This is a genomic window from Bacillus sp. 03113 (assembly GCF_006546985.1).
Classification (GTDB): domain Bacteria; phylum Bacillota; class Bacilli; order Bacillales; family Cytobacillaceae; genus VATK01.
This window is the reverse complement of sequence record NZ_VATK01000009.1, coordinates 135,517-162,070: the sequence shown is the minus strand read 5'-3', so window position 1 is coordinate 162,070 and position 26,554 is coordinate 135,517. Positions and strand designations below refer to the sequence as shown.

Here is a 26,554-nt window from a genome sequence, read left to right as displayed (position 1 = left end):
AAAGAATATTTTAATAAAAGGAGGTAGTGATATGGAAGAAAATTTTAATGAAATGATGGACAAACTCCTACATTTTATGAAGGATGAAGCTTATAAGCCACTTACTGTTCAAGAACTTGAGGAAGCATTGAAAATTGAAGATTCCACTCACTTTAAAGAGTTTGTCAAATCACTTGTTCGAATGGAAGAACAAGGCCTTGTCGTACGAACAAGAAGTAATCGTTACGGACTTCCAGAAAAGATGAACCTTGTTCGCGGGAAGCTCACGGGGCATGCAAAGGGATTTGCCTTTGTTATTCCGGATGAACCTGGAGTAGATGATATTTTTATTCCGCCAAATGAAATTAATAATGCGATGCACGGAGATATTGTACTTGCAAGGGTGTCCTCTGTTAGCTTTGGACAAAAAAGAGAAGGGACGGTTGTAAGGATCCTTGAAAGAGGAATTCAGCAAATCGTAGGTACTTATACCGAAAGCAAACATTTTGGCTTTGTGATCCCCGATGATAAGAAATTTGCCAGTGATATTTTTATTCCGAAAGCTTCTTCACTAGGGGCAGTAGAGGGTCATAAGGTGGTCGTGAAGCTTACCACTTATCCTGAAGGAAGAAAAAGTGCAGAAGGAGAAATAACGAAAATACTCGGACATAAAAATGATCCAGGGGTTGATATTCTTTCTGTTATCCATAAGCATGGTCTCCCACTTGCTTTTCCAGATGATGTATTAAATCAAGCGAATCAGACTCCAGATACAATTGATGAAAAGGAAATCGTCAATAGACGCGATCTTCGAAATGAAATAATTGTGACGATTGATGGAGCGGATGCAAAGGATTTAGATGATGCAGTAACCGTTACTAAGCTTGATAATGGACACTATAAGCTTGGTGTACATATTGCAGACGTTAGTCATTATGTAACAGAAGAGTCTTCTATTGATAGAGAAGCAGCTGATCGTGGAACGAGTGTTTATTTAGTTGACCGAGTCATACCGATGATTCCTCACCGATTATCAAATGGAATTTGTTCCTTAAATCCAAAAGTTGATCGCTTAACTCTTTCATGTGAAATGGAAATTGATGCAGAAGGTACGGTTGTTCAGCATGAAATTTTTCAGAGTGTGATTAAAACGACGGAGCGAATGACTTATTCAGATGTTAATCATATATTAAATGATAAGGATGAAGAGTTGCTTTCTCGATATGAGACACTTGTTCCGATGTTTCAATTAATGGAGGAGCTTGCGCAAATTTTACGCCAAAAAAGGATGAAAAGAGGCGCGATCGACTTCGATTTTAAAGAAGCAAAGGTGCTTGTGGATGAAGAAGGCAAACCGTCTGATGTTGTCTTACGTGAGAGGTCAACAGCTGAAAAGCTTATCGAAGAATTCATGCTTGCTGCAAATGAAACAGTAGCTGAGCACTTTCATTGGATGGATGTACCTTTTATTTATCGTATACATGAAGATCCAAAAGAAGATAAGCTGAGAAGATTTTTTGAATTTATTACAAATTTCGGTTATATCGTAAAAGGAACGGCAAATTCTGTTCATCCTAGAGCCCTTCAGGAAATTATTGAAGAGGTACAAGGAAAACCAGAAGAGATGGTTGTATCAACAGTGATGCTGCGCTCTATGCAGCAAGCGAAATATGATCCTGAAAGCTTGGGTCATTTCGGTTTATCAACTGATTTTTACACACATTTCACATCACCGATACGACGATATCCGGACTTAATTGTCCATCGGTTAATTCGAACTTATTTAATTGATGGAAAGCTTGATCAATCAACACGAGAAAAATGGGGTTCAAGACTGCCTGATATTGCGGAGCATTCCTCGAATATGGAGAGAAGAGCTGTTGATGCTGAAAGAGAAACAGATGAGCTGAAGAAAGCTGAATATATGGAAGATAAAGTCGGGGTTGAATATGATGGAATGATTAGTTCTGTAACGAATTTCGGCATGTTTGTTGAGCTGCCGAATACAATAGAAGGTCTTGTTCATGTAAGCTATATGACAGATGACTATTATCGTTATGAGGAACGGCATTTAGCTATGATTGGAGAACGAACAGGAAACGTCTTCCGAATTGGAGATGAAATTACTGTTCGAGTTGTAAAGGTAAATAAGGAAGAACGATCCATCGATTTTGAAATTGTCGGGATGAAGGGAACAAGACGCGGGGAAAGAAAAACGACGACAAAAGTTTTTTCTACTGGAAGCAGCGAACGAAAGCCGCGAAGAAGCAAAACGAGAAATGAAGAGAAATCCAACAGTACAAATCATTCTAGGAAGAAAAAGAAAAAGGCTTTTGAAAATGCACCAAAAGCAAAGCGGAAAAAGAAAAGATAAATTTTTATGAAAGATCGGGAAGGGAGAGAAATATTCTTCCCTTCTCTTAGGCTTGGCCTCATCGTTTGTCGGAGAAAGAAAAGTTTGTTAAAATAGATCAAGGTCGGGGGGGGGGGAAGCCGTATGCCAAAAGGAGAAGGAAAAGTGATCGCACAAAACAAAAAAGCGAATCACGATTATTTTATCGAAGAAACGTACGAAGCTGGGATTGTCCTTCAAGGTACAGAGATTAAGTCAATCCGAGGTGGAAGAGTCAATCTAAAGGATTCCTATGCTCGTATTCAAAACGGGGAAGTATTCCTATATAGTATGCACGTCAGTCCATATGAACAAGGAAACCGCTATAACCATGACCCTTTACGAACAAGAAAGCTGCTTTTACACAAAAAACAAATAGCAAAGCTTATTGGGGATACGAAAGAGGTTGGATATTCATTAGTACCATTGAAGCTGTATTTAAAAAACGGCTATGCTAAAGTACTTGTTGGACTTGCAAGAGGGAAAAAGAAATACGATAAACGTGAGGATTTAAAGAAAAAAGAGGCAAAACGAGACATTGAACGTGCGTTTCGTGAGAGACAAAAAATATAATAAACAAATAGTTATCCAAAAGTTTACAATTGTAATTTTCTTTTACTATGCTATAATAAGTCATGTCACCTCAGAGTGGCAAAAAACTTTAGCTCATCTATCTGAGCATCCGGAAGATATCCGAGAATAATGAGGTTATTGAATCCTATTCATAACCAATTTCTTATACGGGGACGCTACGGATTCGACAGGGGTAGTTCGAGCTTAGGTTGCGAGTCGAGGGGATCGGCCTCGTTAAAACGTCAAAGCCTATAACTGGCAAAAAACAAAACTCTTTCGCTTTAGCTGCTTAATAGCGCTTAGCGGTTCCTCCCTCCATCGCCCATGTGGTAGGGTAAGGGACTCACTTTAAGTGGGCTACGCCGGATTCCACCGTCTGAGGATGAAGGAAGAGAATAACCAGACTAGCCGCTCGGGCGCCTGTCGATAGGCAGATGTTGCGGCGAATCGCGAATATGTCGACTACACTCGTAGAAGCTTAAGTGCCGATATTTCTGGACGTGGGTTCGATTAGTAATTAGTCGCCTTGTGTGGCAACACACAAGTGAAAATTCGGCTTTATCGGTGAAACCTAAGTCGCTGAAACACGCGATAAGGCAATGCCGAGCGGTATGTGGAGCAATCCAACAGCCGTGTATCGACTTATAGGCTGCCTGTAAGGTAGTACTAGGATGCGAAACTCTGCCTGATAAATTGAGGTAAATATAAGTTCCGCATAACACGCCGAAGGACCTGTTTTCAAGCAGGTTCAAGATATAGTCAGTGCCATGACGAAAGCATGGAATAGCACGTCCCACCGTCTCCACCATACATATGTAGGGTGGATTTTTATTTTATTGTGACTTAAAGCATAAAAATGTCATCATTACATCTTTATGCTTTAAACATATTAGTGACAAACTTATGCTTTAAACATATTAGTGACAAACTTATGCTTTAAATTGTGATTTGAGTTCTGAATTAGTTGAAATTTTTTTAAAAGTATTCTAGATCGAATGGTGTTTCCTTTTGATTTCTTTATTATAAGTAGGCGCATTTCATACTACAGAAATGCGCTATTTTTGAATAACTTTATAAAGATGCTGTCTCTTCTTTTAATTCACGATGTAATACCTCACCAATGCGCTTCATCCCTTCAATGATTCGGTCTTTAGACATGTTCGAGTAATTTAGACGCAAGGTATTCTTCTTTGTGCCATGTGGGAAAAATGGAATACCAGGAACAAAAGCTACATTATTTTTTAAGCACTCCGTGAATATTTCCCTAGAATCAACAGATTCCGGAAGCTCTATCCAAATAAATAATCCACCCTCTGGTGTACTATAGGATACATTTTTAGGGAAAAATTCTTCGATGCAAGAAAACATGACGGTGCTTCTTTCTTTATATACTGCTTTAATTTTTTCAATATGTGCATCCATATCGTAAAGTTCTATATATTTGGCTGTAATCATTTGAGCAAAGCTGTCTGTATGTAAGTCAGCTGATTGCTTAAAAGCTACGTATTTATCAATAAAGACTTTGTCTGCACAAATCCAACCAAGTCGAAGCCCAGGAGAGAATACTTTAGAAAAAGTACTGAGATAAATCACTCTACCCTCTGTGTCTAAATGTTTCAAAGGCGGAAGTTCTTTCCCAGCGAATCTCACAGCGCCATAAGGATTATCTTCTATAATTAGTACATCATATTGATTAGCAAGCTCTATTAATCTTTTTCTTCTTTCGAGCTTCATTGTTCGACCTGTAGGATTTTGAAAATCTGGGATGGTATAGATGAATTTTGTTTCGGGATGCTCTTGCAGCTTTTTCTCTAACTCTTCCATAATCATGCCATCATCATCCATTGCTACTTCAACAAAATTCGCATCATATACTTTAAAGGCATTAATCGCTGCAAGATAGGTTGGACTCTCGCAAATAATAGTATCGCCTTCATTAATGAAGAGTTTTCCAGTAAGGTCTATTGCTTGTTGGGACCCTGATGTGATAATAACTTGTTCAAGAGAAGAATCTATTCCAATCTCCTTCATTCTTTTACAAATAGCTTCCCTTAAAGGAATATATCCTTCTGTCATACTATATTGAAGAGAAGCTGGTCCCATTTCATTTAATACAGCTTCACATGCAGTTTTAATCGCTTCTACAGGAAAAAGCTCTGGAGCTGGAAGTCCTCCTGCAAAAGAAATGACTTCAGGTCTTGCTGTTATTTTTAATATTTCACGTGTTTCAGAAGAATTAACGAAACTAGCTCTCTTTGCAAACTTATTGTTCATTTCTATCTACTCCTTATGGAAATATTTTTGTGAAAGTACGAGGTATATCAAATGTTTTATCAACTTCATTTACTTTTCATCTATCATTAAATACTTATAATGGGCATCTATAATACATTTTTAACCTATAGACCAAAAATAATAGGAATGAAGGGTGCAATTAAAGAGCCCACTACTGCAGTCAAAGCCATCGAAACAGATCCGACTGAGCCACTTAGCTCACTATGCTCTAATGCTTTTGCTACCCCTACAGCTTGAGATGCTGATCCTAGACCTACACCAATGCCAATTTCACTATGAATCCTAAAAACTCTTAAAATAATAGGACCGAAAATAATGCCAGAATACCCGGCAAACATCGTAAATACTGCAGTAATCAATCCCATACCACCCAGTGTATTTGCTACCTGCACCGCCACTGGTATTGTTAATGCTTTAGGTATCATCGACAGGACAAATTCTTTTTCAATCCCAAATAGATTCATGATTAAAACCCCACTTATCATTCCAACAAATGTAGCCACTGTGACTCCTAAAATGATAGGCAACAGATACTTAAGCAACAGTTTCCTATGAAGATATAAGGGGAAAGCAAATGAAATAACTGCTGGGCCTAATAGAGAATTAATCCAATTACCTCCCAACATATAAGTTTCATAGGGAATACGGAATATTAACATGAACAAAATAATAATCATGGTTGTAGTAATAACTGAGTTAAGAATGGCTAGATGAAATTTTTGATATACTTTACGCATCAACAAAAAGATCATCACATTAATGACGATTATGATGGCTGCTTTTAATAATTGCTCCATTGCTTTCTGCTCCCTTTCGCTTTCCCCCTAAAAATTGACTAGTCCAACCTCCTGAAAGAATCATTAAAATGGTACTAAGAATGATCGTAATTAATAACATCAATCCTAATTTAGAAAACAAGATTGGAAACTGAATTAATCCTGATAGACTAGGTACTAATAATAAAGATATTATGGATATTAAGAACCCTGAGCCTTGTGCGATCCATTTTTCCGGGATGATTTTAAAAGTTAAAGCTATAAATAGTAAAATCATGCCGATAATACTGCCGGAAATAGATATGTTCAAAAGATGCTGCAGCCATTCTCCTACTAATAAAAAGCCATATAATAATAGTATTTGAACGCATATTTTTAGTAACTTCATGTTCGAATTTTCACTACCTTCAAATTCAAGTTTTCAAATAATATTAATTAGATTTTATCTGTTCGCCTGATATTTTTAAGGTTCCTGAAATAATCATTGAAACAGTTAGGATTCCGGCCAATATTAAAGTAACAATCCTAAAATCCCCAAAATTAAGAATCAACGGACCAGCACTTGCTCCTAAATTTAAAAGGAGAGCATAGAGCACTGCGGCACTACTTTTTGCCTGATCACCTAAAATTCCAACCACCTGAATTAACGTTGATATTGAAATCGAAAGTCCTGCTACAAAAACTACGGAAAAAATAGCGATTAAATTCACATTTGACATCATCGATTCGAGTAACATACCCCCAGCAGCCGTTATCAATCCACCCACCAAAACGCTCTTTAAACCAAACTGAGCAATTAATTTACCAGTTAGTAGAGATAATGTCATTCCTATAACTCCTAAACAACGAATTTGAAAGACCTGGTGAGCCGATAGCCTATATGTCTCAATCAAGTAATTCCCCATGGAGGCGCACATCCCAACGAAGGAGAGGCATAACGTAAAAGTAATAAAGTATGCTCCAACTAACTTCGGATTCAATAGTAATCTAAACATTTGTTTCCATGCTGCTAATAAATGCATATTCTTTTTTTGTTTTTTTGTATAAGGTAGTATTTTCCATACTACAATAAGAGCAAGCAAGTATATGATCCCGAATACTATAAATACGTTCGACCAACCAAAGTGCCTGGTCACCCACGAACTAATTAACTGGCCAACGATTGCTGCTATAAGAAATCCGGTACTGATTATAGAAATGGTTGTTCCCTTTTTTTCAGAAGGGTATGTTTCAAATACATAAGCTAGTGCTACAGGTTGAAAGGTAGCAGCAAAAAATCCTTGTATCGCACGCAACACGATAATGATTACGATATTATGAACAAAACCAATAGAAAAAGTCGTGATTGTTAAAAATAGAAGACCATAGACGATCACTTGTTTTCGTCCTAATTTATCAGATAATGGGCCAAATACTAAAAAGCCAAACGCATAAAAAATCGCGAAAATACTGCTAGCCCAGAAAGCTGCGCTAGTTGACACATGTAATGCTTGAGAAACATCAGTAATAATTGGAATCATTGTATATACATTAGAAATTATAAATACTGCGCAAAAAGCGAATAACCAAGCAATAAAAGAAAACTTCCACTCGGGAATTGGTCGATTAAATCCATGCTCGGATTCTATTATTCTAGTTTGGCTATCTGCCATAGGTGATTCCTCCATTTCAAAATATGAATCCCACCCCACCCTTCGTCAGGATTCCTTACGACCACACTAGCAGTTCGTCCCTGTTAGTTAAACCATTATATTTTTACCAGTTTGTGTTGCCTTTTTACTGTTCGTCTTTATTTACAAACCAGCCCTTACATACATCTATCCAATCCGTTGGCTTAGCGAACGTCTCTAATTCGTTTAAGGATAACGTAACGGTACTGTTTAAACTGCCTCCAGCGGTATAAATTGTATCAAAACGTTTAAGAGAAATATCTAAAAACACATCAACACCTTCATTAACCGCAAAGGGGCAAACTGCACCAGGTATGTGACCGATAGAGCTTTCAACTTTGTCTCCAGGAATCATTGCTGCTTTCTTATGGAAAGTAGCTTTATATTTTTTGTTGTCAATTTTAGCGTCACCCGCCATAGCAATTAAAATCGGCTTATCATTTACAAAAAAAGACATGGTCTTAGCAATTTGTTCTGGTTTACAACCAATAGATATTGCAGCATTCTCCACAGTATCACCAATATGTTCTCGCTCCACGACACGTTGGCCTAAACCCATTCCGTCAAAGTATTCTTTTACTCTTTCAAAAGACATTTTCTTCACCTTTTCTTGTGTTTTTTTCATGTTTAGGATATACTCCTTTTTAAAATAAGTAAAACAAATGTTTCTTATCCAAGCATTAGAAAAGGTGATTTGTGAACGATGAATCGATATATTGCACTTCAAAAAATTGTTGAGCTCGGGAGCTTTACCAAGGCGGCGGAAGCCCTTGGATACACGCAATCCGCTATAAGCCAGATGATCTCATCGTTAGAAGATGAATTATCTATTAAATTGTTATATCGTTCCCGTGTAGGAGTAAAATTGACTTTAGAGGGTAAGGGTTTATACCCACTTATTCAAAGAACCATTCTTCAATATCAAGCCATGCAGGAAAAAGCAAAAGAGATAAAGGGATTGGAAACGGGAGTGATCCGCATTGGTACGATTTCAAGCATTACCTGCCACTGGATGCCACAGCTTATAAAAGAGTTTCAGGCGTTTTATCCCAATGTACAATTTATTCTTCATCAAGGAGATTATAGTTCTATACAGGAGTGGATAAAAGTTGGGGCAGTAGATTTTGGCTTTATCACTCCTGATGCCGTAACTGGATTACAAACAATTACATTAAAAGGTGGAAGATGGTTAGTGGTTCTGCCAGAAAATCATAAATTGGCCTCACGTAGTTATGTTAATTTGCAAGAAATAGTGAACGAGCCATATCTTTTGTTAGAGCAAGGTAATTTTAGTGAGCCTATGAACGCGTTTCATGCTTGCAATTTGGAACCGAACATAAAATACCGTATCCATGACGATTATGCGATTATGACAATGGTAGAAGCTGGACTGGGTATCAGTATTTTAGCCGAGCTAGTGCTTCGCCGTACGAATTACAACATTGTAGCGCTTCCGATTGACCCTCCTATTACGAGAACAATTGCTATCGGATATAAAGATAAAAACAGTTTGCCGATTGCAAGCAAATATTTTATTGAATACTTAACCTCTAACATTGACAAACTGCCATAATACATAGCCGAAGGGGGCGGCGTTCACCAGCCTTCTTGGAATCACGGATGAAGGCGTATTGCAATTAGAAGATGACACGGGAACGATACACTATGTATATTTTACTGATATTTAACTATAGCTTACCCCTGATTTCTCTTGAAGGAACCTTGTGCATTATGTATAATCTGCTTGGGCAGTATTCGCGGAAACTGCACCTTTATAGTAACGTACATATATTAAAAGGTATCTGCCTAGATCCGATTGCCGGACCGGGACAGAGGGATGAAACATGTAAAAGAGTACTTTAGATCCTTTGCCTTAAGAAGGATTTTTTTATTTTCTCTTCGAATTGTTTAACCTCTCCCCTAATTAAAGGAGGGAATATGATGAAACAAACTACAGATTTCTTGAAAATGAAGCAAAGCAATGAAAAGATTGTCATGTTAACAGCCTATGACTATCCTTCTGCAAAACTTGCAGAACAAGGGGGCGTTGACGTCATTTTGGTTGGTGATTCGCTTGGAATGGTGGTTCTGGGTTACGATTCAACAATCCCAGTTACACTCGAAGACATGATGCATCACACGAAAGCTGTTAAACGAGGAGCAAAGGATACATTTATTGTTACGGATATGCCGTTTTTAACCTATCATTTATCTGTTAGAGATACATTAATCCATGCCGGGAGATTAATGCAAGAAGCCGGAGCCCATGCTGTGAAGCTGGAAGGTGCCGATGAAGTCATCGAACATATCGCCGCTCTGACAAGTGCAGGAATTCCTGTCTGTTCCCACCTTGGGCTAACACCGCAATCCGTCGGAGTTTTAGGCGGATATAAGGTGCAGGGAAAAGATGCGTCAGCCGCTAAAAAATTGCTGGAAGATGCTAAGAAATGTGAAGCGGCAGGGGCATTTGCGCTTCTTTTGGAATGTGTTCCAAGACAACTTGCAAAAGAAATATCCGAAAACCTATCGATCCCGGTGATTGGAATAGGTGCTGGATTGGATGTGGATGCCCAGGTTCTCGTCTATCATGATATTGTAGGCTATGGTGTTGAGCGGGTCCCTAAGTTTGTTAAACAATACCATTCAGTCAATCCGTTTATATTGGAATCAATTCAAGCTTATACTGCTGATGTGAAGAATAAACGTTTTCCAGAAGAAAAACATTCTTTTACGATGAAAGAAGAGGAACTGAAAGCACTTTATGGAGGTAAGTAGTGAAGGTAATTATTACTATGAAAATGGTCTGAAATAATCAATAACCAAATGAACAGACATTTAGTAGGTAGTATAGAGGTGCAGCCATTGATGGTTGCACCTTTTAAAGTTTTAAAAAAGAATAACGCTTGCTTTTTTGCCATTTAGAGATGAAAAACTTTGATAATCTTAAGAAAGCGAATCTTCAAAGATTATTTATTTAACAGATTTTCCTAAAAGAAGTCTCCCTCCTCAAGGAGCGAGAAGGGCGTAGCCCAGTGAGTAGGTGGGGGATGAATTTTAGGTAGGCGATAGCCTACACACAATCAAAAATAAGTACATATGTTCTTTTTTGCTTGTATGCTGAATATAGATACGATAAAATAAAGGATATAAGAATACTAGGAAAGGAGGAAACCGTATGGCCACTACAAACGAAGGTGTACATATTAAAGGTACGAAAAAAGCTTTACCTGAGGGTTGGGTGACGTTTGCGTTTCGGTATGCTATTTTTCCTACAAAAGAACAAGCAAAACGGCTAGAACGAGCGTTTGGATGTGAACGAAAAGTATATAACGAGTATGTGGCTGGCTTGTATGATTATTTAGAAACGGTTGGTTTTGAAGGTGGACCTATTCGTTATAAAGCTCCGTCTTATACGACTATTACCGCTAACTATCATTATTTAGACAGCAGTAATGATGCCTTTGTCTATAATGATGCAAAACTTCGTTTTCAGGCATCTATGAAGAAATATAATGAGCGTTACGGAAAGAAGCCCTTGCAGTATAAGAAATCTGTCTATAAAAGAATGAGAACGATAGGGTACGTTCCTACACTTCGAGATATAAAAGGAATGCCGAAATTCCATAGCCGGAAAAATGGCAAGTTTAGTTATACAACAAACCAAACGAACGGAAATATTAAAATGACGCAAGAAAATGGAGATTTTTATTTGTGTGTTCCTAAGTTTCAAGAGGGAATTCCCATTGTCTTACACCGTGATATGCCAGTAGATGGAGTGATAAAGAGGGCTACTATTAAGCGAGAAGGAACGGTTTATATGGTCTCTCTTTCTGTTGATTTTCCTTTTGTAAAAGTAAAACCAGCAGAACAAGTCAAGTCTGATAAAGTGATTGGTTTAGATTATAGCCAACATGACTTGTATGTAGATAGCGAAGCACAAATCGCTCAATATAGCCGATACAACAAACTGATCGAAAAAAGACAACGAAAAATGAATAAATCGTTGGCACGAAAGAAAAACCATGCTAAACGGGATGAAAATGGCAACGTTATATTCAGCCAAAATTATCAAAAACAAGTTGTTTCCTATCAAAGAGTTATGACAAAAGTCAAAAATCAAAGAAGAGATTTTCTACACAAGAAAAGTAATCAGATAACCAATGATTACCAGGCCATTGTGGTAGAAGATTTGGATTTGAGTAGCCTGTCACAATGCCTAGCATTAGGGAAGAAGTTACATGATAATGGATTTGGTCTGTTTCGGAGGACGTTACAATACAAGGCTGATAAAAAAGGGAAGCACTATATCGTTGTAGACAAGCATTTCCCTTCCAGTAAAACATGTAGTGAATGTGGGTATAAAAAAGACAAGCTCAAATTATCAGAAAGAACTTACAAGTGTGACAATTGTGGCACAAAAATCGATAGAGATTATAACGCTGCGCTCAACTTAAAACAGTACGGCATTCGCGTGTTGGATGAAATGGGCAAGTTAGCGTAATTTGTATCGATTTCAGTAGCGGTAGGAACGCCGCGAATTCAAGGCTTTGGACATGGACAGATAGGTCTGTGGATGAATGAGCAATAAAAGAGAAGGTCAGTTGACCTTTGAAGCCCCCACTTCAAGCGAAGCTAAGTGGTGGGTTGTTCACTGGAAGAACTTTTGTTTATGTTTCCAGATATTCTTTTAAAATGGATAATCCTTTATCAAGTTTACTCATACTACCTGCATCAGAAAGAGAAATTCGAAGGAATGGTTTATCCGTTTGATTTCTTACAATAAATCGGTCTGAATGGTAAGCCCTGATACCGGCCTTTTCCAATTCCCTTTCCACTTGGGAGGAAGGTTTGGTGTTTGGAATAGGCAGCCAACGATAAAAACAATACGGTGTTGCTAGAGAAGGACATTCTGGAAAATACCGTTCAAAAATAGCACCTGCTTTTACAGCAAGTTCACGCTTTTTTTCCACAATAGCATAGGCATTTCCATTCAAAATCAATTCTGTAATAATCTCTGCATCTAATGAAGAAGTCTTGATGTTGGTATTGTATAGACCATGTAATATTTTTTTACGGAAATTTACTGGGAATACAAGATAGGCGATGCGGATACCACTGCATAGACTTTTAGATGTACTGCATACATAGAGAGTCTGCTCTGGCACCAAACTGAACAATGGGATTGTTTCATATACCTTTCTTCCAGTAATCATGCATGCGAAAATATCATCTTCAATTAATATTAGTTTACGACGTCGAATCACTTCTGCAAGTTCTTTTTTTCTGGATAATGAAATTTTAATGGTAGTAGGATTTGCACAGCTTGGCATTAAATAAAGGCCGGTAATTTTGTTCTGTTTACACTGCAGTTCTAGTGCATCAGCACACATTCCATTTTGGTCGCCAGTAATAGGGACTAATTGAATGTGTAGTAGTTTTGCTAGTTCAATAAAATTGGAATAGGTATATTCATCTGTAGCAATTTTATCCCCTGGCTCGAATAAAGAAATGAGTGCATTTGTTAGCGCGTTCTGTGCACCAGAAAAAATGGCGATCTGGTCACTATCAACATGGATGCCCAACTGTTCCAGCCAGCGATTTGCCGCGGTCAACTGATGAGGATGTCCAGTTGGATAGGAGTATTTATAAAGATTGTTTAGATATCCTTTTTCTATGACTGATTTTGTTGCTTGCACTACCATTTCATTGTATTGTTCAAAGCCGCTTACCATGCCCATTTCAATACAGCTAGGAGAAAGGTCAGCACCGGTAATTGTAATGGATTCATTTACGTGATGGGAAACAAATGTACCTCTTCCGGTTGTACCGTAAATCAATCCTTTTTTCTTGCAAAGATTATACGCACGGGTAATGGTCGTAAAGTTTAAATCAAGATAATCTGCCAGTTCACGTTGAGGCGGCAGTTTGGTTCCTGGAGCCAGACTGCCATTTTTTATATCGTGTTCCAACTGATCTGCTACTGCTGTAAAATAGGGCTGTTTCATAAGAGCTTTATTAGGTTTCCAAGAAAGTGGGAAATGATCGAATGAATTAATTGGCATCTCGTTACCTCCCAAACATTGTAGTACATACAATTAAGTTATTGTACGTAGAATAACACAACTATATAATAAATACAAAATAAATATTGTATGGAGGGAAACGAATAATGAACAAAATTAGTACAACAGAAGCACCTGCAGCTATTGGCCCCTATTCACAAGGATATGTAGCTGGTAATTTTCTTTTTACTTCAGGTCAAGGAGGACTCAATCCTAAAGATGGGGCGGTCGTTAAAGGTGGAATTGAAGCTCAAGCGGAGCAGACGATGAAAAACCTCGGTGAATTGTTTAAGGAAGCTGGAATAGATTACACTAAAGTAGTGAAAACGACGTGCTTTCTTGCCGATATGTCTGACTTTGCTGCTTTTAATGCGGTTTATGAAAAGTATTTTACGGAAAAACCGGCAAGATCCTGTTTGGCCGTGAAATCCCTTCCTCTTGGCATATTGTGTGAGGTAGAAGCTATTGCCTATTTGGGAGAATGATAGAAATAATATGTTGGGAAAATAAAAATCTCTAAACGAATAGTAAGGGTGGATAAACTAATGAAACAATATGTAGTTGATGCTTTTACAGATAAAGTGTTTGGAGGCAATCCGGCAGCGGTATGCGTTATGGATGAATGGCTTCCGGACGAGTTGATGCTGAAAATCACTGCTGAAAATAATCTTTCCGAAACAGCTTTTACAGTGAAAGAAGGAAATGAATACCGACTCAGATGGTTTACACCGGGTGGGGAAATTGACCTTTGTGGACATGCAACATTGGCAACAGCTTATGTTATTGCTAACTATTATGAAGAAAATGTGGAGAGAATTACGTTTCAGACAATGAGTGGAGAACTTGTTGTGTTAAATAAAGATGATTTATTTGAAATGGACTTTCCATCCTATGATTTAAAGAAGGTAGACGTGACCGATGAAATGGCAGAGGCTATTGGTATACGACCTCTAGAGGCATATATGGGAAGAGACCTTGTCTGTATTCTGGAAACAGAAGAACAAGTCCGCAACGTAAATCCTGACCAAGATAAGGTAAATAAACTGGATGGACTTTTATTGCATGTTACAGCTGAAGGAAAAGATTATAACTGTGTATCAAGATCATTTGCACCAAAATGCAATGTACCTGAAGATCCTGTATGCGGTAGTGGGCACTGCCATATCATTCCGTTCTGGGCAGACCGGTTAAATAATAAATCACTTGTTGCTTATCAAGCATCAGCTCGTGGAGGAGTCCTATATTGTGATTATGAAGGACCACGTACGAAATTAAGCGGTAAGGCTGCTTTATATTCCATAGCAGAACTATATATTTAAATGTTAGGCTATGTTAATTAACTCTGTTAATTTTTGAATCATTTAGCACGATTTTCATGAAACGCAGGAAGAAAGCTTGCTTTGCGTTTCATGAAAATCGTGCTACCTTGAAGCTACGCTTCAAGGCGTGTGAAACTACGTTTTAAACGAATGATTCAAAATCGTTTTTATCAACAATACTATTTAACAAAGCCAAATTTTAAGAATGACAAAGTGAATAAAATGGTAAATGAAAAAACAAATGTTTGAAGGTTTTCCAAATCCTCATACACTGCATGATTGTTATGGATACGGTTCTGTCAGGCGGAGTTATCTTGCCAATTCAATATAAGTCATTGCCGAACAGTTGAAAAAAATTCTTTTATAATAAAAGAATTTTTTTCTTTATTAATATATCTTCTCTATACTATTTTTTTAAACGTTCTGTGTTACCAATCATCCATACTAATGTTTAAAGGTAACCATGTTATAGAATAATAGACACTTTTATAATATTAGGGTAGTAGTAGGAAAGGATTTAAACAATGAAAAAAGGAATTTTCTTATTAGTTGTAGCTACTTTTTTTTGGGCGGGCAACTATATTTGTGGTCGTTATTTAGGTTCAGCGTTACCAGCAACGTTATTGAATACAATACGCTGGGCAATTTCCACCATTATACTTTGGGGATTCCTAGCTATTAATAAAAAACAACTTCCCATCTTTTTGAGATGGAAGGAATTTATGATATTAGGATTCTTAGGTATATTCGTCTTTTCGACCTTGAATTATTTGGGATTAAGATCCATTAGTGCATCACAAGCAGGAATGATCTCAGCTGGTATTCCAATTACCATCTTGGCCTTCACCCCATTTTTTCTTAAAGAAAAAATTAAAACAAAAGCATGGATAGGAGCAATCATATCAATTTTTGGTGTTATCCTGCTGATTCAAGGCAGACAAACAACATCTTCTGAAGGATCCCTTCTTGGAGAAATTGAAATCCTTTTATCCTGTGTAGCCTGGGGAATGTATACAGTTCTTGGTAAAAAATACGGAAGAAAGATTGATGCGCTAACTTTGACTGCAGGAGCTGCCTTTTACGGTACTCTTTTTAGTGCAATTAGTTGTATTGGCACCGTTGATCCAAGCTTGATTCATATGACTAAAAATGCATGGATTTGTATTATTTATGTGAGTACCTTTGCGTCAGTCATCGCATATTTTGCGTGGAACGCAGGTGTGAAAATCGTTGGTGCAGGTCGTGCAGCACCCTATATTAACTTACTTCCGGTTTGGACTGTATTATTGGGTGTTCTTTTATTACAGGAACAAATATCTGGAATCACATGGGTAGGAGGATTTATTACTATTTTTGGAGCTGTCTTAGCCAGTGGTCGAAGTAAAGCTGTAAAAAACGCAACATGAACTTAATTCTCAGACAAGAGGATGTTGTAAAGCTTAAATCAATTTTTTGGATTTTTGAAATCTGATAAGGGGCTGATAGGATGAAAAAGGTTGGAATTATTGGAGGTATAGGGCCAGAATCAACAGTAGATTATTACCAATCAATCATTTCTAAATTTCAAGAAAAGATAGGTAGTAAAGAAGAATTACCGGAACTCTTTATTAACAGCATTAATATGTACAAGATGTATAAATTGCTTATGAAAGGACAGACACAAGAGTTAATTAATTACTTAACTGATGCTGTTCAAAAATTAGAAAGTGTTGGGGCTGATTTTGTAGTAATGTCTGGAAACACACCACATATTGTTTTTGAACAAGTTCAACAAAAAGTCCAAGTACCTATGATAAGCATTGTAGAAGAAACATATATAAAAGCACAAGAATTGAGCTTAGAAAAGATTGGTCTTATAGGAACTAAGTTTACGATGGAAAATGATTTTTACAAAAAACCATTTATTTCTCATAACATAGAGTTGGTAGTACCGAATCAATCGGAACAGGAATACATCCATAGAAAACTTGTTGAAGAATTATTCAATGGCATCGTGAACATCGAAACAAAAAAAGGATTTTTAACTATCATCAATCAAATGATTAATAGAGACGGTATACAAGGGGTCATATTGGGTTGCACAGAAATCCCTATGTTAATCAAAAATGAGGATTTAAATATCCATTCATTAAATACAACAGAAATTCACATTAATAAGATTGTCGATACCATTTTTATGGTCAAAACTCATTGACCTTATTGAACTATAGGGCACTTTTATGAAGTTACTAAAGCCTAATGATTTTGGCTATTGCCCTTGGAGCTGGACTGACTTTAGGCTCACAAATAAGCCAGGCTACACAAGAAGTAAATTAACTGTACAATTGTAAACGATGACGAAGTAAAGATTATTTATTTAATACATAAACAAATAGTAATTTGATAAGGAGAGAGTTGATTTGAATTTAGAAGAGCAAAGACAATTTATTCTAAGCGGAGCAATGTATAATGATTTAACGAGAGAACTGATAGAAGCAAGAGAAAGAACTGTTTTTCTTACGAACGAGTATAATAACAGCTATGGAAAAAAATCAGAAGAACGAGAAAAAATATTAAGAAGTTTATTAAAATCAATCGGAAATAGGGTACATTTTGAACCTTCTTTTCGATGTGAGTTTGGCTATAACATTTCTATTGGAAATAATTTTTATGCAAATTTTGATTGCGTAATGCTTGATGGTGGCGGCATTGAAATAGGCGATAATGTGTTATTTGGTCCGAGAGTAGGGATTTATACCTCCAATCATGCGCTGGATGCACAGGAAAGAGTTGCTGGAGCTTGTTATGCCAAAAAAGTAAAAATTGGAAATAATGTATGGATTGGTGCAGGTGTTCATATAAATCAAGGTGTTACTATTGGGAATAACACAATCATTGGTTCAGGAAGTGTTGTCACAAAAAGCATTCCATCTAATGTAATAGCGGTAGGTGTTCCATGTAAAGTAATTCGAGAAATTACTGAAGAGGATAAAACGGGTTTTCTGCCGTAAATTCTAATTTTTAGAGTTGATATAGCATAATTTTAGATTTAGTTATGTCGTATCTTTCTTAAAAGGCGAATGAAGGGAAGTCAAAATGGCTTCCCTTAAAAATTTATATATTTTCAACACTATTCCAAAACATAGCCTTAATGATTATTGTGTTTCCTATTATCCTGCTTTTTCTAAAAAATCATCCTATTGAAAAAGGGATGGTACCTGTCGGAGGTTATAGTAAAGAAGAAAAAACTTCGCCCGTCAGCCTCCGACTTTGAATCTTTCAATGTGGGAAATTTTTCGTAAGAAACAGTTTAGGTTTTTAATTCTCCCATTTGCATTTTGCGGATTTACTACTACTGGGTTAATGGATACGCACCTTATCCCTTTTTCACATGATCATGGTTTTTCAACAAATGTATCCAGTGCGGCAGTTAGTATATTAGCTGGTTTTAATTATTAGAACTTAATAACCAAAGGGGTTTCTAAAACAAAACCATCCTAAAAAGGATGGTTAAGGAAATGGACGGAAATTTACTACCCTATAGTTTATGCAATTGAATATGTAAATGTATTTTATCAGAAAAACTTTTTTTGTCTAATGACACAAACATACCTGCAAAAATGCCACAAACATGCCTCATTCTTTTGTTGTGGCATGTTTGTGGCATTACTTTCGATTTCTGTTGTTTGTTATTATTTTATACGTCCACCATTTGGAGTATTAACAATATATTTATGATAAAGTTCCGTTTCTCCTCCACCAATAATTATTCCTGTACTAGAAATTAACTCTTTTTAGGTTTTATTTCCAGTATTAGGATTGAGTGGTAAATAAAAATCTAAGTTAAACTATTTGTTTTAATTTCTCTATCGCTTTAAGAACTTCTTCTCTATTTTTTGAAAGTTTCATCCATTTTGGCAGCCTGCTTTTAATATCTAAATAATACAATCCAGAAGGTCTTAAATGCTTTTTAATATAATCTTCTAAATGATGAAGATGTACGAGGTTAAAGAACCATATGTTATGCCCACAACATTGTGTTTAAGATACAAAGGAAAACCGAAGTACCAATCAACACCTTGTTTTTCATCAAATAGTTCATGACTAAATGCCTACAATAGCAATAGGTAAGACTTTGATATTATCTCCATCTTTTCCCCTGCTCCACACCGTACGTGCAGCTTTCACCGTATACGGCGTTCCATCTTATCTATGTTTTAATCAATAAGTTCCAAATTACTCATTTTACGAAGTTTATTTACTTTATCTTTCTCAGAAGAACTGAGACGAAGCATTTTTTTAAGAGTAATAATCGTCTCATTTTGGGTTGCATGAACTAACTTATGAATATCCTTGTGCATAATACATAAATTGTCAAAGTTATCGTTTCCTTCAAGACTTAGTGGTATTTTATGATGACAGTGGACTTCATTTGCTAGAAGAAAATTGCCAGTAACTTCGCATTTGCCCAGCTTCATGCTATACCTACTCAGTCTGTTATCCATGTATTCTACATTTCTATTTGAAATCGTAGATTTCATCAATTTTGTTAGTTCAGCTTGTACATCACCTTTAATTTTATTGCAGATTGTTTGCCTTCCTTCATGAGTGAAGGGGGTTATTGTTTGGGTAAAATTCATGTTGTTCGATGTTCTTACATCACCTATTTGGTATAGATAAATCCCATTTATGCAAAAGGTTTTACGTTTTGTTGTGTAGAACTTCTTAAATGTTGGTGGTGCGTTTATCGGGTATCCATATTTAGATACACCCTTTAGACGATTTTTAGTGAAATACATCAGGTCAAAAGAAAGTTGCGAGAACTCAATTGCTACATGGGTTGCTTTACAAATGCTAATTTAAATATGTACAGAAGTGACTAAATAAAGATGTACAGTTTTGACTCATTTCTACATACTAATCTTGGGGTGATTAGTATGTACATAGCATTAGATGTCCAAACAAATTTTGAGATTAATAGTCTTACAGACTTACCAAAATTAAAAACATTGATGGAGAATTTAAAAATGCGAATTAACAAGAGTCAATTAGCTAGAGACTTCCAAGTAGATCGGCGTACTATTGAAAAATACCTGAATGGATTTACTCCCAAGAAAACAAAAAATAAATCCTCAAAACTGGATGAGTACTATGGAGTAATTTCCCTTTTATTATCAAAAGAATCAAAGCAAGTGTTTTATTATAAACGAGTGCTCTGGCAATATTTAAAAGATAATCATGGATTGGATTGTGCAGCTTCTTCATTTCGTAGATACATTCAAAGTAAACCTGAATTTCAAGCTTATTTTAGTGAGGGGAAGAGAGTCCCTTCAACTCCATCTAGTATCAGGTATGAAACGCCACCTGGGGAACAGGCACAACTTGATTGGAAAGAAAACATTCGATATGAAACAAAAGATGGTGAAGTGGTTCATGTAAACGTGGCGGTATTATTGCTTTCCTATTCCAGGTTTCGTACTTTCTATATGACCATATCAAAATCACAAAGTGTACTATTGTCATTTTTGACAGAAGCATTTGAATCCTTAGGTGGTGTACCCAAGCAGATCGTAACTGACAATATGAAAACGGTAATGGATGAAGCAAGGACCAATTATTCCAAAGGAATCGTGAATCCACGTTTCGCTCAATTTGCGGATGATTTTGGGTTTAAAGTGCAGCCTTGTATAGCTGGAAGACCCATTACAAAAGGAAAAGTGGAATCACCCATGAAATATCTAGATGAAATTCATGCTTATCAAGGGAAGTTTAGCTTAGAAGAACTTCATAAGTTTGTGCAACAACTATGCGAAAGAATCAATCATAGTTACCATCAGGGGACTGGGAAAATACCGATTTTAGCATTAAAACAAGAAAAGAATCTCTTAATGCCCCTACCACCGCAACAAATAAGAGATTCTTACAGAATCAACCATACGCTAGTGAAAGTGAATTCGTCCAACATGGTCTCCTATAAGTCCAATCAATACTCAGTTCCAGCTGAGTATCAAGGGAAGACAGTTGGCTTACAAGCATATGATGATCAACTATTCATTTATTATAACACGGAGTTAATTGTCCAACACCAAATTAGTCTATTAAAAATCAATTATAAGGATGAGCACTACAAAGATGAGCTCAGCAGAGCTCTTCCACACTATCCTGATATTGATCATCTGGCAAAGAAAAATTTAGAGACAATTGGAGATGTGTATAAAAATGAATAACACCTATCAGCAGTTAGTACAAAATCTAGAATATTTAAAGCTAAAGCAAATGATCCAGCATTTAAGTGAAACGATTGATTTTAGTGTTGGGAATCAAGTATCTTTCGTAGAAACACTTGTAAAACTCACAAATTATAAAATTGATGTTCGAGAGAAAAATATGATTCATTCGATGGTAAAAGTGGGGGCATTTCCCCACTTAAAAGAACTAAACGACTTTGACTTTGGGTTTCAGCCTTCGATTAATAAGCAGCAAATTCTTGATTTTATCACATTACGATTTATTGAGAAAAAGGAGAATATTATATTTTTAGGCCCTAGTGGTGTGGGAAAAACTCATTTAGCCACTGCAATCGGCATAGCAGCTGCAAAAAAGAGAACCAGCACTTATTTTATTAAGTGTCATGATTTACTCCAGCAATTGAAAAGAGCGAAAATTGAAAATCGATTAGAAGCAAGATTAAAGCATTATACCAAATATAAACTGCTTATTATTGATGAAATTGGCTATTTACCAATTGATCAGGAAGATGCGAAATTGTTCTTTCAATTAATTGATTTACGGTACGAAAAGAGAAGTACCATTCTAACAACGAATATCAATTTCAAGTCATGGGATGAAGTCTTTCAAGATTCTAAACTGGCCAATGCGATTTTAGACCGTGTTTTACATCACGCAACGGTCATCAGTATTGTTGGAGAATCTTACCGAATCAAGGATCATCTTACAAAAGAAAATGAGTAGTTTTGTACATACTTAAACGATCAAAAGTGTACATACTTAGGTTGACATTTATAGGTTGCTTTTTGGAAATAGTTATGAATTCCCATAATAAAACTGTTAAATGCTTGCGCATTTTCAGCGGTGGGGGATTTTTGTATTTGCTTGATTAGCTCCTTATATTTTTCTTTCATTTGGAGTTTTTTCTTTGCAATTACACCAGTATTTGCAACCCGCTTATTCTTCTTTGGTACTACTTTTAATGTGAACCCTAGAAACTCTGACTGTTTCTTTCTTAGATTAACGACTTTTGATTTTTCGAGTGAGATATCCAGTTTTAGTCTATCTTTAAGATACAGTCGTACCGCATGGTACCATTTAAAGGCAGTCTTACTATTTCTGCAGAGTATCTTGAAGTCGTCTGCATATCTAACTATATATCCTTCTTTAAGATTAGTGTCTTTTAAGACTCTGTATTTTACTGAATTCCTGTTGTACTTCTTATTTGTCTCAAAGTTTTCCCATTGACCTGCTACCCATTGGTCGAGGTCATTTAGTACAATGTTAGATAATAGCGGAGAACTGAGTCCACCTTGCGGTACGCCTTTATTAGGTATACCTTCACCGTCAATTTCTGCTTTGAGCATTTTACTAATGATACGAAGGACTTTTCTATCCTGTATCCCAATATTCCATAATTGTTTTAATAGAACAGTGTGGTTGATATTATCGAAAAATCCTTTAATATCAATGTCTACAACATAGTGAAGTCCACTGATATTTATTAAGTGTTGCACTCTTGCCAATGCATGGTGTGTTGACCTTAGCGGTCTAAAACCATAACTGTGTTTGTAGAACTTAGCTTCCGCAATAGGTTCAAGTATTTGCTTGAAACATTGTTGAATAATCCTATCTACAATACAAGGAATACCTAACGGTCTTTTCTTTCCATTTGGTTTTGGGATAAGGACTCGCCTTACTTTTTTTGGTTTGTAGTCTTCTAATTTTGAATTTATAAGGGTTACAATCTCAAGTTCTGACATTGTTTTGATGTCATTTATTGTTCTTCCGTCTGTTCCGGCTGTCTTTGAGCCTGTGTTACTCTTAATTGTTCGGTATGCTAGTAGAATATTTTCTCTGGATACGATTAAATCATATAGGTTTTTAAAAATACATTCGTTTTTTGCATCCTCGTGCAATTTCGTGAACGTATCTGTCAGATTGTAATATTCCCAAGTCCGTAAAGTCGTCTGCATTGTGGCAACCTCCATAATCAAGGTTGTTCCCACATTCTTACCTGACCGATGCAGTTCATTATTGGAAAATTGATTGTTGCATAGATTAGACTTAGGGCTATTCCTCCATTCCCATTACAGAAATTTCATCAGTCATGCCCTTACTCTCACAAGGATAAATGCATTTCAGTTTTTCACCTTATAACAACCACTAGGTTGATAGACCTGAACAGTGTCCCTTGCTTTCCCTGTTCCGTTACTTTGAGCTGTACATCAACCTTTAGGTGTTTCCTCTGAGCCTGTGAGCTAGATATCTTCATTGTTAGATATAACGTATTTCATAAGCCTCACTTTTACTTTACGTCACTCACTCTAATAGCCTATTTGGTATTAGACTACGCCTTTCAACGCATTCATTGGTTTAGACCCGTACATTCGGAAATTCGTCAGAATAAATTCATTCTCACCTTGGGTTGTTTATAGCCGCCCGGCCTATCACGTACCATATAATTCTATATTAGCAATTACTTAGGCTTGTTTCAGCCGACTTCACCTAACTTCATACCTTTTGAGCTATCACTGTTCAAGGCATGTAGGAGTATTAGCGAGGCAGTTTCAAGAAAACATGATTTCTTTCATTCCTATCTTCAAAATAACAGTTAGATTATGTTTCAATCCTTACACTTCATGCCGTTAGGCATTTATAGTAAAACAGTTCGTACGAGGCTCCAAGTCAAGTCCTTAAACGCTTTTCTATGGTTATATGTAAACAATGATAAATGGTGCACCATATCAATGATTTAAAATGGATACTATATATAAGCACCTCGTTAGCTTAATAGCAATAGGTAAGACTTTGATGTTATCTCCATCTTTTCCCCTGCTCCACACCCAACGTGCGACTTTCACCGCATTAGGCGTTCCATCTTATTCTTTTAGACTAATGCAACTAAATTACAAACTTTACGAAATTGGTTTAGCTTCTTCAATTGTTTTCCATCTAATTGAAGAATATTCCTATATCGTTCAATCGTCTTTTCACTTGTAGCATGGATTAATCTATGGACATCTTTGTGTACGATTACAAGATTATTAAACTCATCTGTACCTCCCATATGTCGGGGTAACTTATGATGACAGTGTACCTGGTTGGATGTTAAAAATTCCCCTGTTACTGCACATTTGCCTAATTGCATAGAGTACCTTGAAATTCTGTTATCTGCAACTTCTAAGTTGTCTTTGCCATAAGGTATTTGTAACATTTTGTTAATTTCCATGGCAACGTCATCTCTGAGATTTTGATGAAGTTCAAGCCTTCCTACTTTTGTATAGTTACATATATCTTGACTAAAGTTCATGGCATTACTTGTTTGAATATCTCCTAAGGGAAATAAGTATACACCAGCAATTTTATATGTTCTGAAATTATTCTTATGAAGTCTCTTGTATGTTTCTGATGGTTTTATAGGTTTTCCATATTTGCCAATTGATTTGAGACGATTATACATGATTTTCGTTAGACGATAGGTTATTTTTCCAAAGTCTTTATTAATATGAGTCGCAACCTTGAAGTAATTTTTAATTCCGAGAATATAAGCGTTATAATCCATGACAGTTTTTGGTTTTGGTTTATTTTGGATTTCGCGAATTAAATATCTAAGTTTTTCTAGTATATTTTTCATCTTCTTATCCATAACGTGTGTATTGGCTACATATTTATTACGTTTAGTAACTGCTTTGAGAGAGAAACCTAGAAAATCAGATTTCCTTTTTCTAAGATTAGTAATCGCTGATTTCTCAGTAGATATATCGAGGTTTAATTGGTCCTTTAAGTATCCTTTAGTAGCATGGTATATCCTAATAGCCGCTTTATGAGAACTTGTGAAAATCTTGAAGTCATCTGCATATCTGACGATATACATTTGTTTGAGACTCGTTTTCTTTAACGCTCTTGTCTTACTATTAGGTGCATAAGAATGCTTTGTTTTTAGGCATTCCCATTGGTTAGCTATCCACCAATCCAAGTCATTTAGAACAATGTTTGATAAAAGAGGAGATAAAATGCCTCCTTGTGGAGTTCCTTTAGTTGGAACACCTTCGCCCTTTATTGGTGCCTTTAGCATTTTTGAGACAATCGTTAAAACTCTTTTGTCCCGTATGCCTATACTGTACATTTGTTTAATTAACTTTGAATGACTCACGTTGTCAAAGAAACCTCCTATATCAATGTCTACTACATGGTGCAACTTCACATTATTGACTAAGAACTGACATCTAGCCATTACATTATGAGTTGACCTATTTGGTCTAAACCCGTATGAATGGTGATAAAATTTAGCTTCACAAATTGGCTCTAATACTTGTTTGAACATCTGTTGAATTAATCTATCTCTCATTGTTGGAATACCTAATGGACGTTTCTTGCCATTGGGTTTAGGTATTTCAACCCTTCGTACCGTTTGAGGTTTATAATTCTTTAATGTTTTTCGAATCTCCTCAATAAATTCATCCACGTTTTCAATTTTATATTTATCAATCGTGATTCCATCAGTTCCAGCTGTTTTTGAACCTGTATTCGCTTTGATATTTCGAAAGGCTAATAAGATATTTTCTTTCGATATGATATGTTCATATAGCCTGAGACCTTTTGTAGCGTTGTTTCTGCTTCGTTCGTAAAGGTCATCAAGTATATCTTGCATATTGTAGTATTCTGTATGTCGTAACGCTGTACTCACCGATGGATTGTTTCTCCTTCCTTGCGGAAAATCCCATCATCTTACTCGACCCTGTGAGTTTCATTTAGTTAAGTTAGTTTTCAAAGAGAAGACTTAGGACTATCCCTCCACGCTCGTTACACGCTTCAACGGTACTGTGTCCCTACTTTCGCAAGAGTAAAGTCACTTCGATAAATATAATATCTTATAGACACCATTCCGATAGTAGTCGTTTAATAGTGGATGTTTCTTACTTACAACGTTCCGATTAACCTAGCTATACATATATCCGTAGGTGCTCACTTTAAGCCTGTCAACTCTATATCCTCGTTTGTTAGATATACCGAAGTTCCTATGCACTACTCGTACTTTTCGGTGTTTGACACTGCGTTCGCAGTATACGTCTTTCGAGCGTATTAATTTCTAGACCCGTACATTCGCAAGTTCGTCAGTCCAATTGGACATTCTCACCATAGATATTTTGTAGCATCCCGACCTATCACAAACCATATTCAAAAGAAGCAACTTAGGTTCATTTCAGCCGACTTTACCTAGCTTCATACACATTCTGACTACTACCATTATGTGCATGTAGGAGGATCAGATAACTCG

Annotated in this window: 21 protein-coding genes, 1 other RNA gene and 2 pseudogenes; 15 read left to right on the top strand and 9 right to left on the bottom strand. The window is 36.4% G+C overall.

The genetic code is table 11. From position 1 onward, the window contains the following. Positions 1-52: 52 nt before the first annotated feature. The 3 genes from rnr (at position 53) to ssrA (ending at position 3,457) form a co-directional block, all read left to right on the top strand. A complete protein-coding gene (gene rnr / locus FDO66_RS10615) occupies positions 53-2,353 on the top strand; it encodes a ribonuclease R (RefSeq protein ID WP_395939769.1) in 2,301 nt (766 codons plus the stop codon). A gap of 123 nt (positions 2,354-2,476) precedes the next feature. After that, positions 2,477-2,944, top strand: a complete 468-nt coding sequence (gene smpB / locus FDO66_RS10610; protein ID WP_141432622.1) for an SsrA-binding protein SmpB — start codon at positions 2,477-2,479, stop codon at positions 2,942-2,944. 177 nt (positions 2,945-3,121) lie between these two features. Further along, positions 3,122-3,457: a transfer-messenger RNA gene (gene ssrA, locus FDO66_RS10605) on the top strand. 558 nt (positions 3,458-4,015) lie between these two features. Here ssrA and FDO66_RS10600 read toward each other — a convergent pair. From FDO66_RS10600 to FDO66_RS10580, 5 genes are all read right to left on the bottom strand, one after another. Then, positions 4,016-5,218, bottom strand: a complete 1,203-nt coding sequence (locus FDO66_RS10600) for an aminotransferase-like domain-containing protein (RefSeq protein WP_141432621.1) — start codon at positions 5,216-5,218, stop codon at positions 4,016-4,018. A gap of 125 nt (positions 5,219-5,343) precedes the next feature. Then, positions 5,344-6,036, bottom strand: a complete 693-nt coding sequence (locus FDO66_RS10595) for an LrgB family protein (RefSeq protein ID WP_141432620.1) — start codon at positions 6,034-6,036, stop codon at positions 5,344-5,346. After that, the gene (locus FDO66_RS10590; protein WP_141432619.1) at positions 5,996-6,403 is read right to left on the bottom strand and encodes a CidA/LrgA family protein; all 408 of its coding nucleotides are present in this window, start codon (positions 6,401-6,403) and stop codon (positions 5,996-5,998) included. Before FDO66_RS10590 ends, FDO66_RS10595 begins: the two co-directional genes overlap by 41 nt. Before the next feature lie 43 nt (positions 6,404-6,446). Beyond that, positions 6,447-7,667 (bottom strand): MFS transporter, encoded by a 1,221-nt coding sequence (locus FDO66_RS10585; protein WP_181444530.1) that lies wholly within the window; start codon positions 7,665-7,667, stop codon positions 6,447-6,449. Between the two features lie 124 nt (positions 7,668-7,791). After that, the gene (locus FDO66_RS10580; RefSeq protein WP_141432664.1) at positions 7,792-8,280 is read right to left on the bottom strand and encodes a YbaK/EbsC family protein; all 489 of its coding nucleotides are present in this window, start codon (positions 8,278-8,280) and stop codon (positions 7,792-7,794) included. A gap of 108 nt (positions 8,281-8,388) precedes the next feature. On the opposite strand from FDO66_RS10580, the gene FDO66_RS10575 reads away from it, so the two are divergent. From FDO66_RS10575 to FDO66_RS10565, 4 genes are all read left to right on the top strand, one after another. Next, positions 8,389-9,258 (top strand): LysR family transcriptional regulator, encoded by an 870-nt coding sequence (locus tag FDO66_RS10575; protein WP_141432617.1) that lies wholly within the window; start codon positions 8,389-8,391, stop codon positions 9,256-9,258. Between the two features lie 40 nt (positions 9,259-9,298). After that, positions 9,299-9,373, top strand: coding sequence for a hypothetical protein (locus tag FDO66_RS21470; protein WP_395939768.1), 75 nt, complete (start codon positions 9,299-9,301; stop codon positions 9,371-9,373). A 253-nt stretch (positions 9,374-9,626) separates the two neighbouring features. After that, positions 9,627-10,460 (top strand): 3-methyl-2-oxobutanoate hydroxymethyltransferase, encoded by an 834-nt coding sequence (gene panB, locus FDO66_RS10570; protein ID WP_141432616.1) that lies wholly within the window; start codon positions 9,627-9,629, stop codon positions 10,458-10,460. A 400-nt stretch (positions 10,461-10,860) separates the two neighbouring features. After that, on the top strand, positions 10,861-12,186 hold the full coding sequence (locus FDO66_RS10565; RefSeq protein ID WP_141432615.1) for an RNA-guided endonuclease InsQ/TnpB family protein: 1,326 nt from the start codon (positions 10,861-10,863) through the stop codon (positions 12,184-12,186). A gap of 166 nt (positions 12,187-12,352) precedes the next feature. On the opposite strand, the gene FDO66_RS10560 is transcribed toward FDO66_RS10565, so the two are convergent. After that, a complete protein-coding gene (locus FDO66_RS10560; protein WP_141432614.1) occupies positions 12,353-13,747 on the bottom strand; it encodes an aminotransferase-like domain-containing protein in 1,395 nt (464 codons plus the stop codon). A gap of 107 nt (positions 13,748-13,854) precedes the next feature. Here FDO66_RS10560 and FDO66_RS10555 point away from each other — a divergent pair, with 107 nt between their 5' ends. The 6 genes and pseudogenes from FDO66_RS10555 to FDO66_RS21270 all read left to right on the top strand — a co-directional run. Continuing rightward, a complete protein-coding gene (locus FDO66_RS10555; protein ID WP_141432613.1) occupies positions 13,855-14,232 on the top strand; it encodes a RidA family protein in 378 nt (125 codons plus the stop codon). Between the two features lie 60 nt (positions 14,233-14,292). Then, a complete protein-coding gene (locus FDO66_RS10550; protein WP_141432612.1) occupies positions 14,293-15,066 on the top strand; it encodes a PhzF family phenazine biosynthesis protein in 774 nt (257 codons plus the stop codon). Between the two features lie 524 nt (positions 15,067-15,590). Beyond that, positions 15,591-16,472, top strand: a complete 882-nt coding sequence (locus FDO66_RS10545; protein ID WP_141432611.1) for a DMT family transporter — start codon at positions 15,591-15,593, stop codon at positions 16,470-16,472. Between the two features lie 80 nt (positions 16,473-16,552). Further along, the gene (locus FDO66_RS10540) at positions 16,553-17,260 is read left to right on the top strand and encodes an aspartate/glutamate racemase family protein (protein WP_141432610.1); all 708 of its coding nucleotides are present in this window, start codon (positions 16,553-16,555) and stop codon (positions 17,258-17,260) included. Positions 17,261-17,465: 205 nt separating this feature from the next. Beyond that, positions 17,466-18,056, top strand: coding sequence for a sugar O-acetyltransferase (locus FDO66_RS10535; RefSeq protein ID WP_141432609.1), 591 nt, complete (start codon positions 17,466-17,468; stop codon positions 18,054-18,056). A 131-nt stretch (positions 18,057-18,187) separates the two neighbouring features. Next, positions 18,188-18,498: pseudogene (locus FDO66_RS21270) on the top strand (MFS transporter); the annotation flags it as partial. Between the two features lie 764 nt (positions 18,499-19,262). Here FDO66_RS21270 and FDO66_RS10525 read toward each other — a convergent pair. Beyond that, a complete protein-coding gene (locus FDO66_RS10525) occupies positions 19,263-19,523 on the bottom strand; it encodes an HNH endonuclease (RefSeq protein ID WP_141432608.1) in 261 nt (86 codons plus the stop codon). 459 nt (positions 19,524-19,982) lie between these two features. On the opposite strand from FDO66_RS10525, the gene istA reads away from it, so the two are divergent. Then, on the top strand, positions 19,983-21,272 hold the full coding sequence (gene istA, locus FDO66_RS10520; RefSeq protein WP_141432607.1) for an IS21 family transposase: 1,290 nt from the start codon (positions 19,983-19,985) through the stop codon (positions 21,270-21,272). Further along, the gene (istB, locus tag FDO66_RS10515) at positions 21,265-22,017 is read left to right on the top strand and encodes an IS21-like element helper ATPase IstB (RefSeq protein WP_141432606.1); all 753 of its coding nucleotides are present in this window, start codon (positions 21,265-21,267) and stop codon (positions 22,015-22,017) included. Before istA ends, istB begins: the two co-directional genes overlap by 8 nt. A 50-nt stretch (positions 22,018-22,067) precedes the next feature. On the opposite strand, the pseudogene ltrA (FDO66_RS10510) reads toward istB, so the two are convergent. Continuing rightward, positions 22,068-23,249, bottom strand: a pseudogene (gene ltrA / locus FDO66_RS10510) (group II intron reverse transcriptase/maturase); the annotation flags it as partial. A gap of 914 nt (positions 23,250-24,163) precedes the next feature. Further along, a complete protein-coding gene (gene ltrA / locus FDO66_RS10505) occupies positions 24,164-25,963 on the bottom strand; it encodes a group II intron reverse transcriptase/maturase (protein ID WP_141432604.1) in 1,800 nt (599 codons plus the stop codon). Positions 25,964-26,554 lie beyond the last annotated feature (591 nt).

Bases quoted from the DNA above. Each gene is read 5' to 3' on its own strand.
- FDO66_RS10580 (WP_141432664.1), bottom strand. From the start codon at position 8,280: ATGTCTTTTGAAAGAGTAAAAGAATACTTTGACGGAATGGGTTTAGGC.
- FDO66_RS10590 (WP_141432619.1), bottom strand. From the start codon at position 6,403: ATGAAGTTACTAAAAATATGCGTTCAAATACTATTATTATATGGCTTT.
- FDO66_RS10540 (WP_141432610.1), top strand. From the start codon at position 16,553: ATGAAAAAGGTTGGAATTATTGGAGGTATAGGGCCAGAATCAACAGTA.
- FDO66_RS10555 (WP_141432613.1), top strand. From the start codon at position 13,855: ATGAACAAAATTAGTACAACAGAAGCACCTGCAGCTATTGGCCCCTAT.
- FDO66_RS10595 (WP_141432620.1), bottom strand. From the start codon at position 6,036: ATGGAGCAATTATTAAAAGCAGCCATCATAATCGTCATTAATGTGATG.
- rnr (WP_395939769.1), top strand. From the start codon at position 53: ATGATGGACAAACTCCTACATTTTATGAAGGATGAAGCTTATAAGCCA.
- panB (WP_141432616.1), top strand. From the start codon at position 9,627: ATGAAACAAACTACAGATTTCTTGAAAATGAAGCAAAGCAATGAAAAG.
- istA (WP_141432607.1), top strand. From the start codon at position 19,983: ATGTACATAGCATTAGATGTCCAAACAAATTTTGAGATTAATAGTCTT.
- FDO66_RS10565 (WP_141432615.1), top strand. From the start codon at position 10,861: ATGGCCACTACAAACGAAGGTGTACATATTAAAGGTACGAAAAAAGCT.
- istB (WP_141432606.1), top strand. From the start codon at position 21,265: ATGAATAACACCTATCAGCAGTTAGTACAAAATCTAGAATATTTAAAG.
- FDO66_RS10575 (WP_141432617.1), top strand. From the start codon at position 8,389: ATGAATCGATATATTGCACTTCAAAAAATTGTTGAGCTCGGGAGCTTT.
- FDO66_RS10600 (WP_141432621.1), bottom strand. From the start codon at position 5,218: ATGAACAATAAGTTTGCAAAGAGAGCTAGTTTCGTTAATTCTTCTGAA.
- smpB (WP_141432622.1), top strand. From the start codon at position 2,477: ATGCCAAAAGGAGAAGGAAAAGTGATCGCACAAAACAAAAAAGCGAAT.
- FDO66_RS10560 (WP_141432614.1), bottom strand. From the start codon at position 13,747: ATGCCAATTAATTCATTCGATCATTTCCCACTTTCTTGGAAACCTAAT.
- FDO66_RS10545 (WP_141432611.1), top strand. From the start codon at position 15,591: ATGAAAAAAGGAATTTTCTTATTAGTTGTAGCTACTTTTTTTTGGGCG.
- FDO66_RS10550 (WP_141432612.1), top strand. From the start codon at position 14,293: ATGAAACAATATGTAGTTGATGCTTTTACAGATAAAGTGTTTGGAGGC.
- FDO66_RS10585 (WP_181444530.1), bottom strand. From the start codon at position 7,667: ATGGCAGATAGCCAAACTAGAATAATAGAATCCGAGCATGGATTTAAT.
- FDO66_RS10525 (WP_141432608.1), bottom strand. From the start codon at position 19,523: ATGAAGCTGGGCAAATGCGAAGTTACTGGCAATTTTCTTCTAGCAAAT.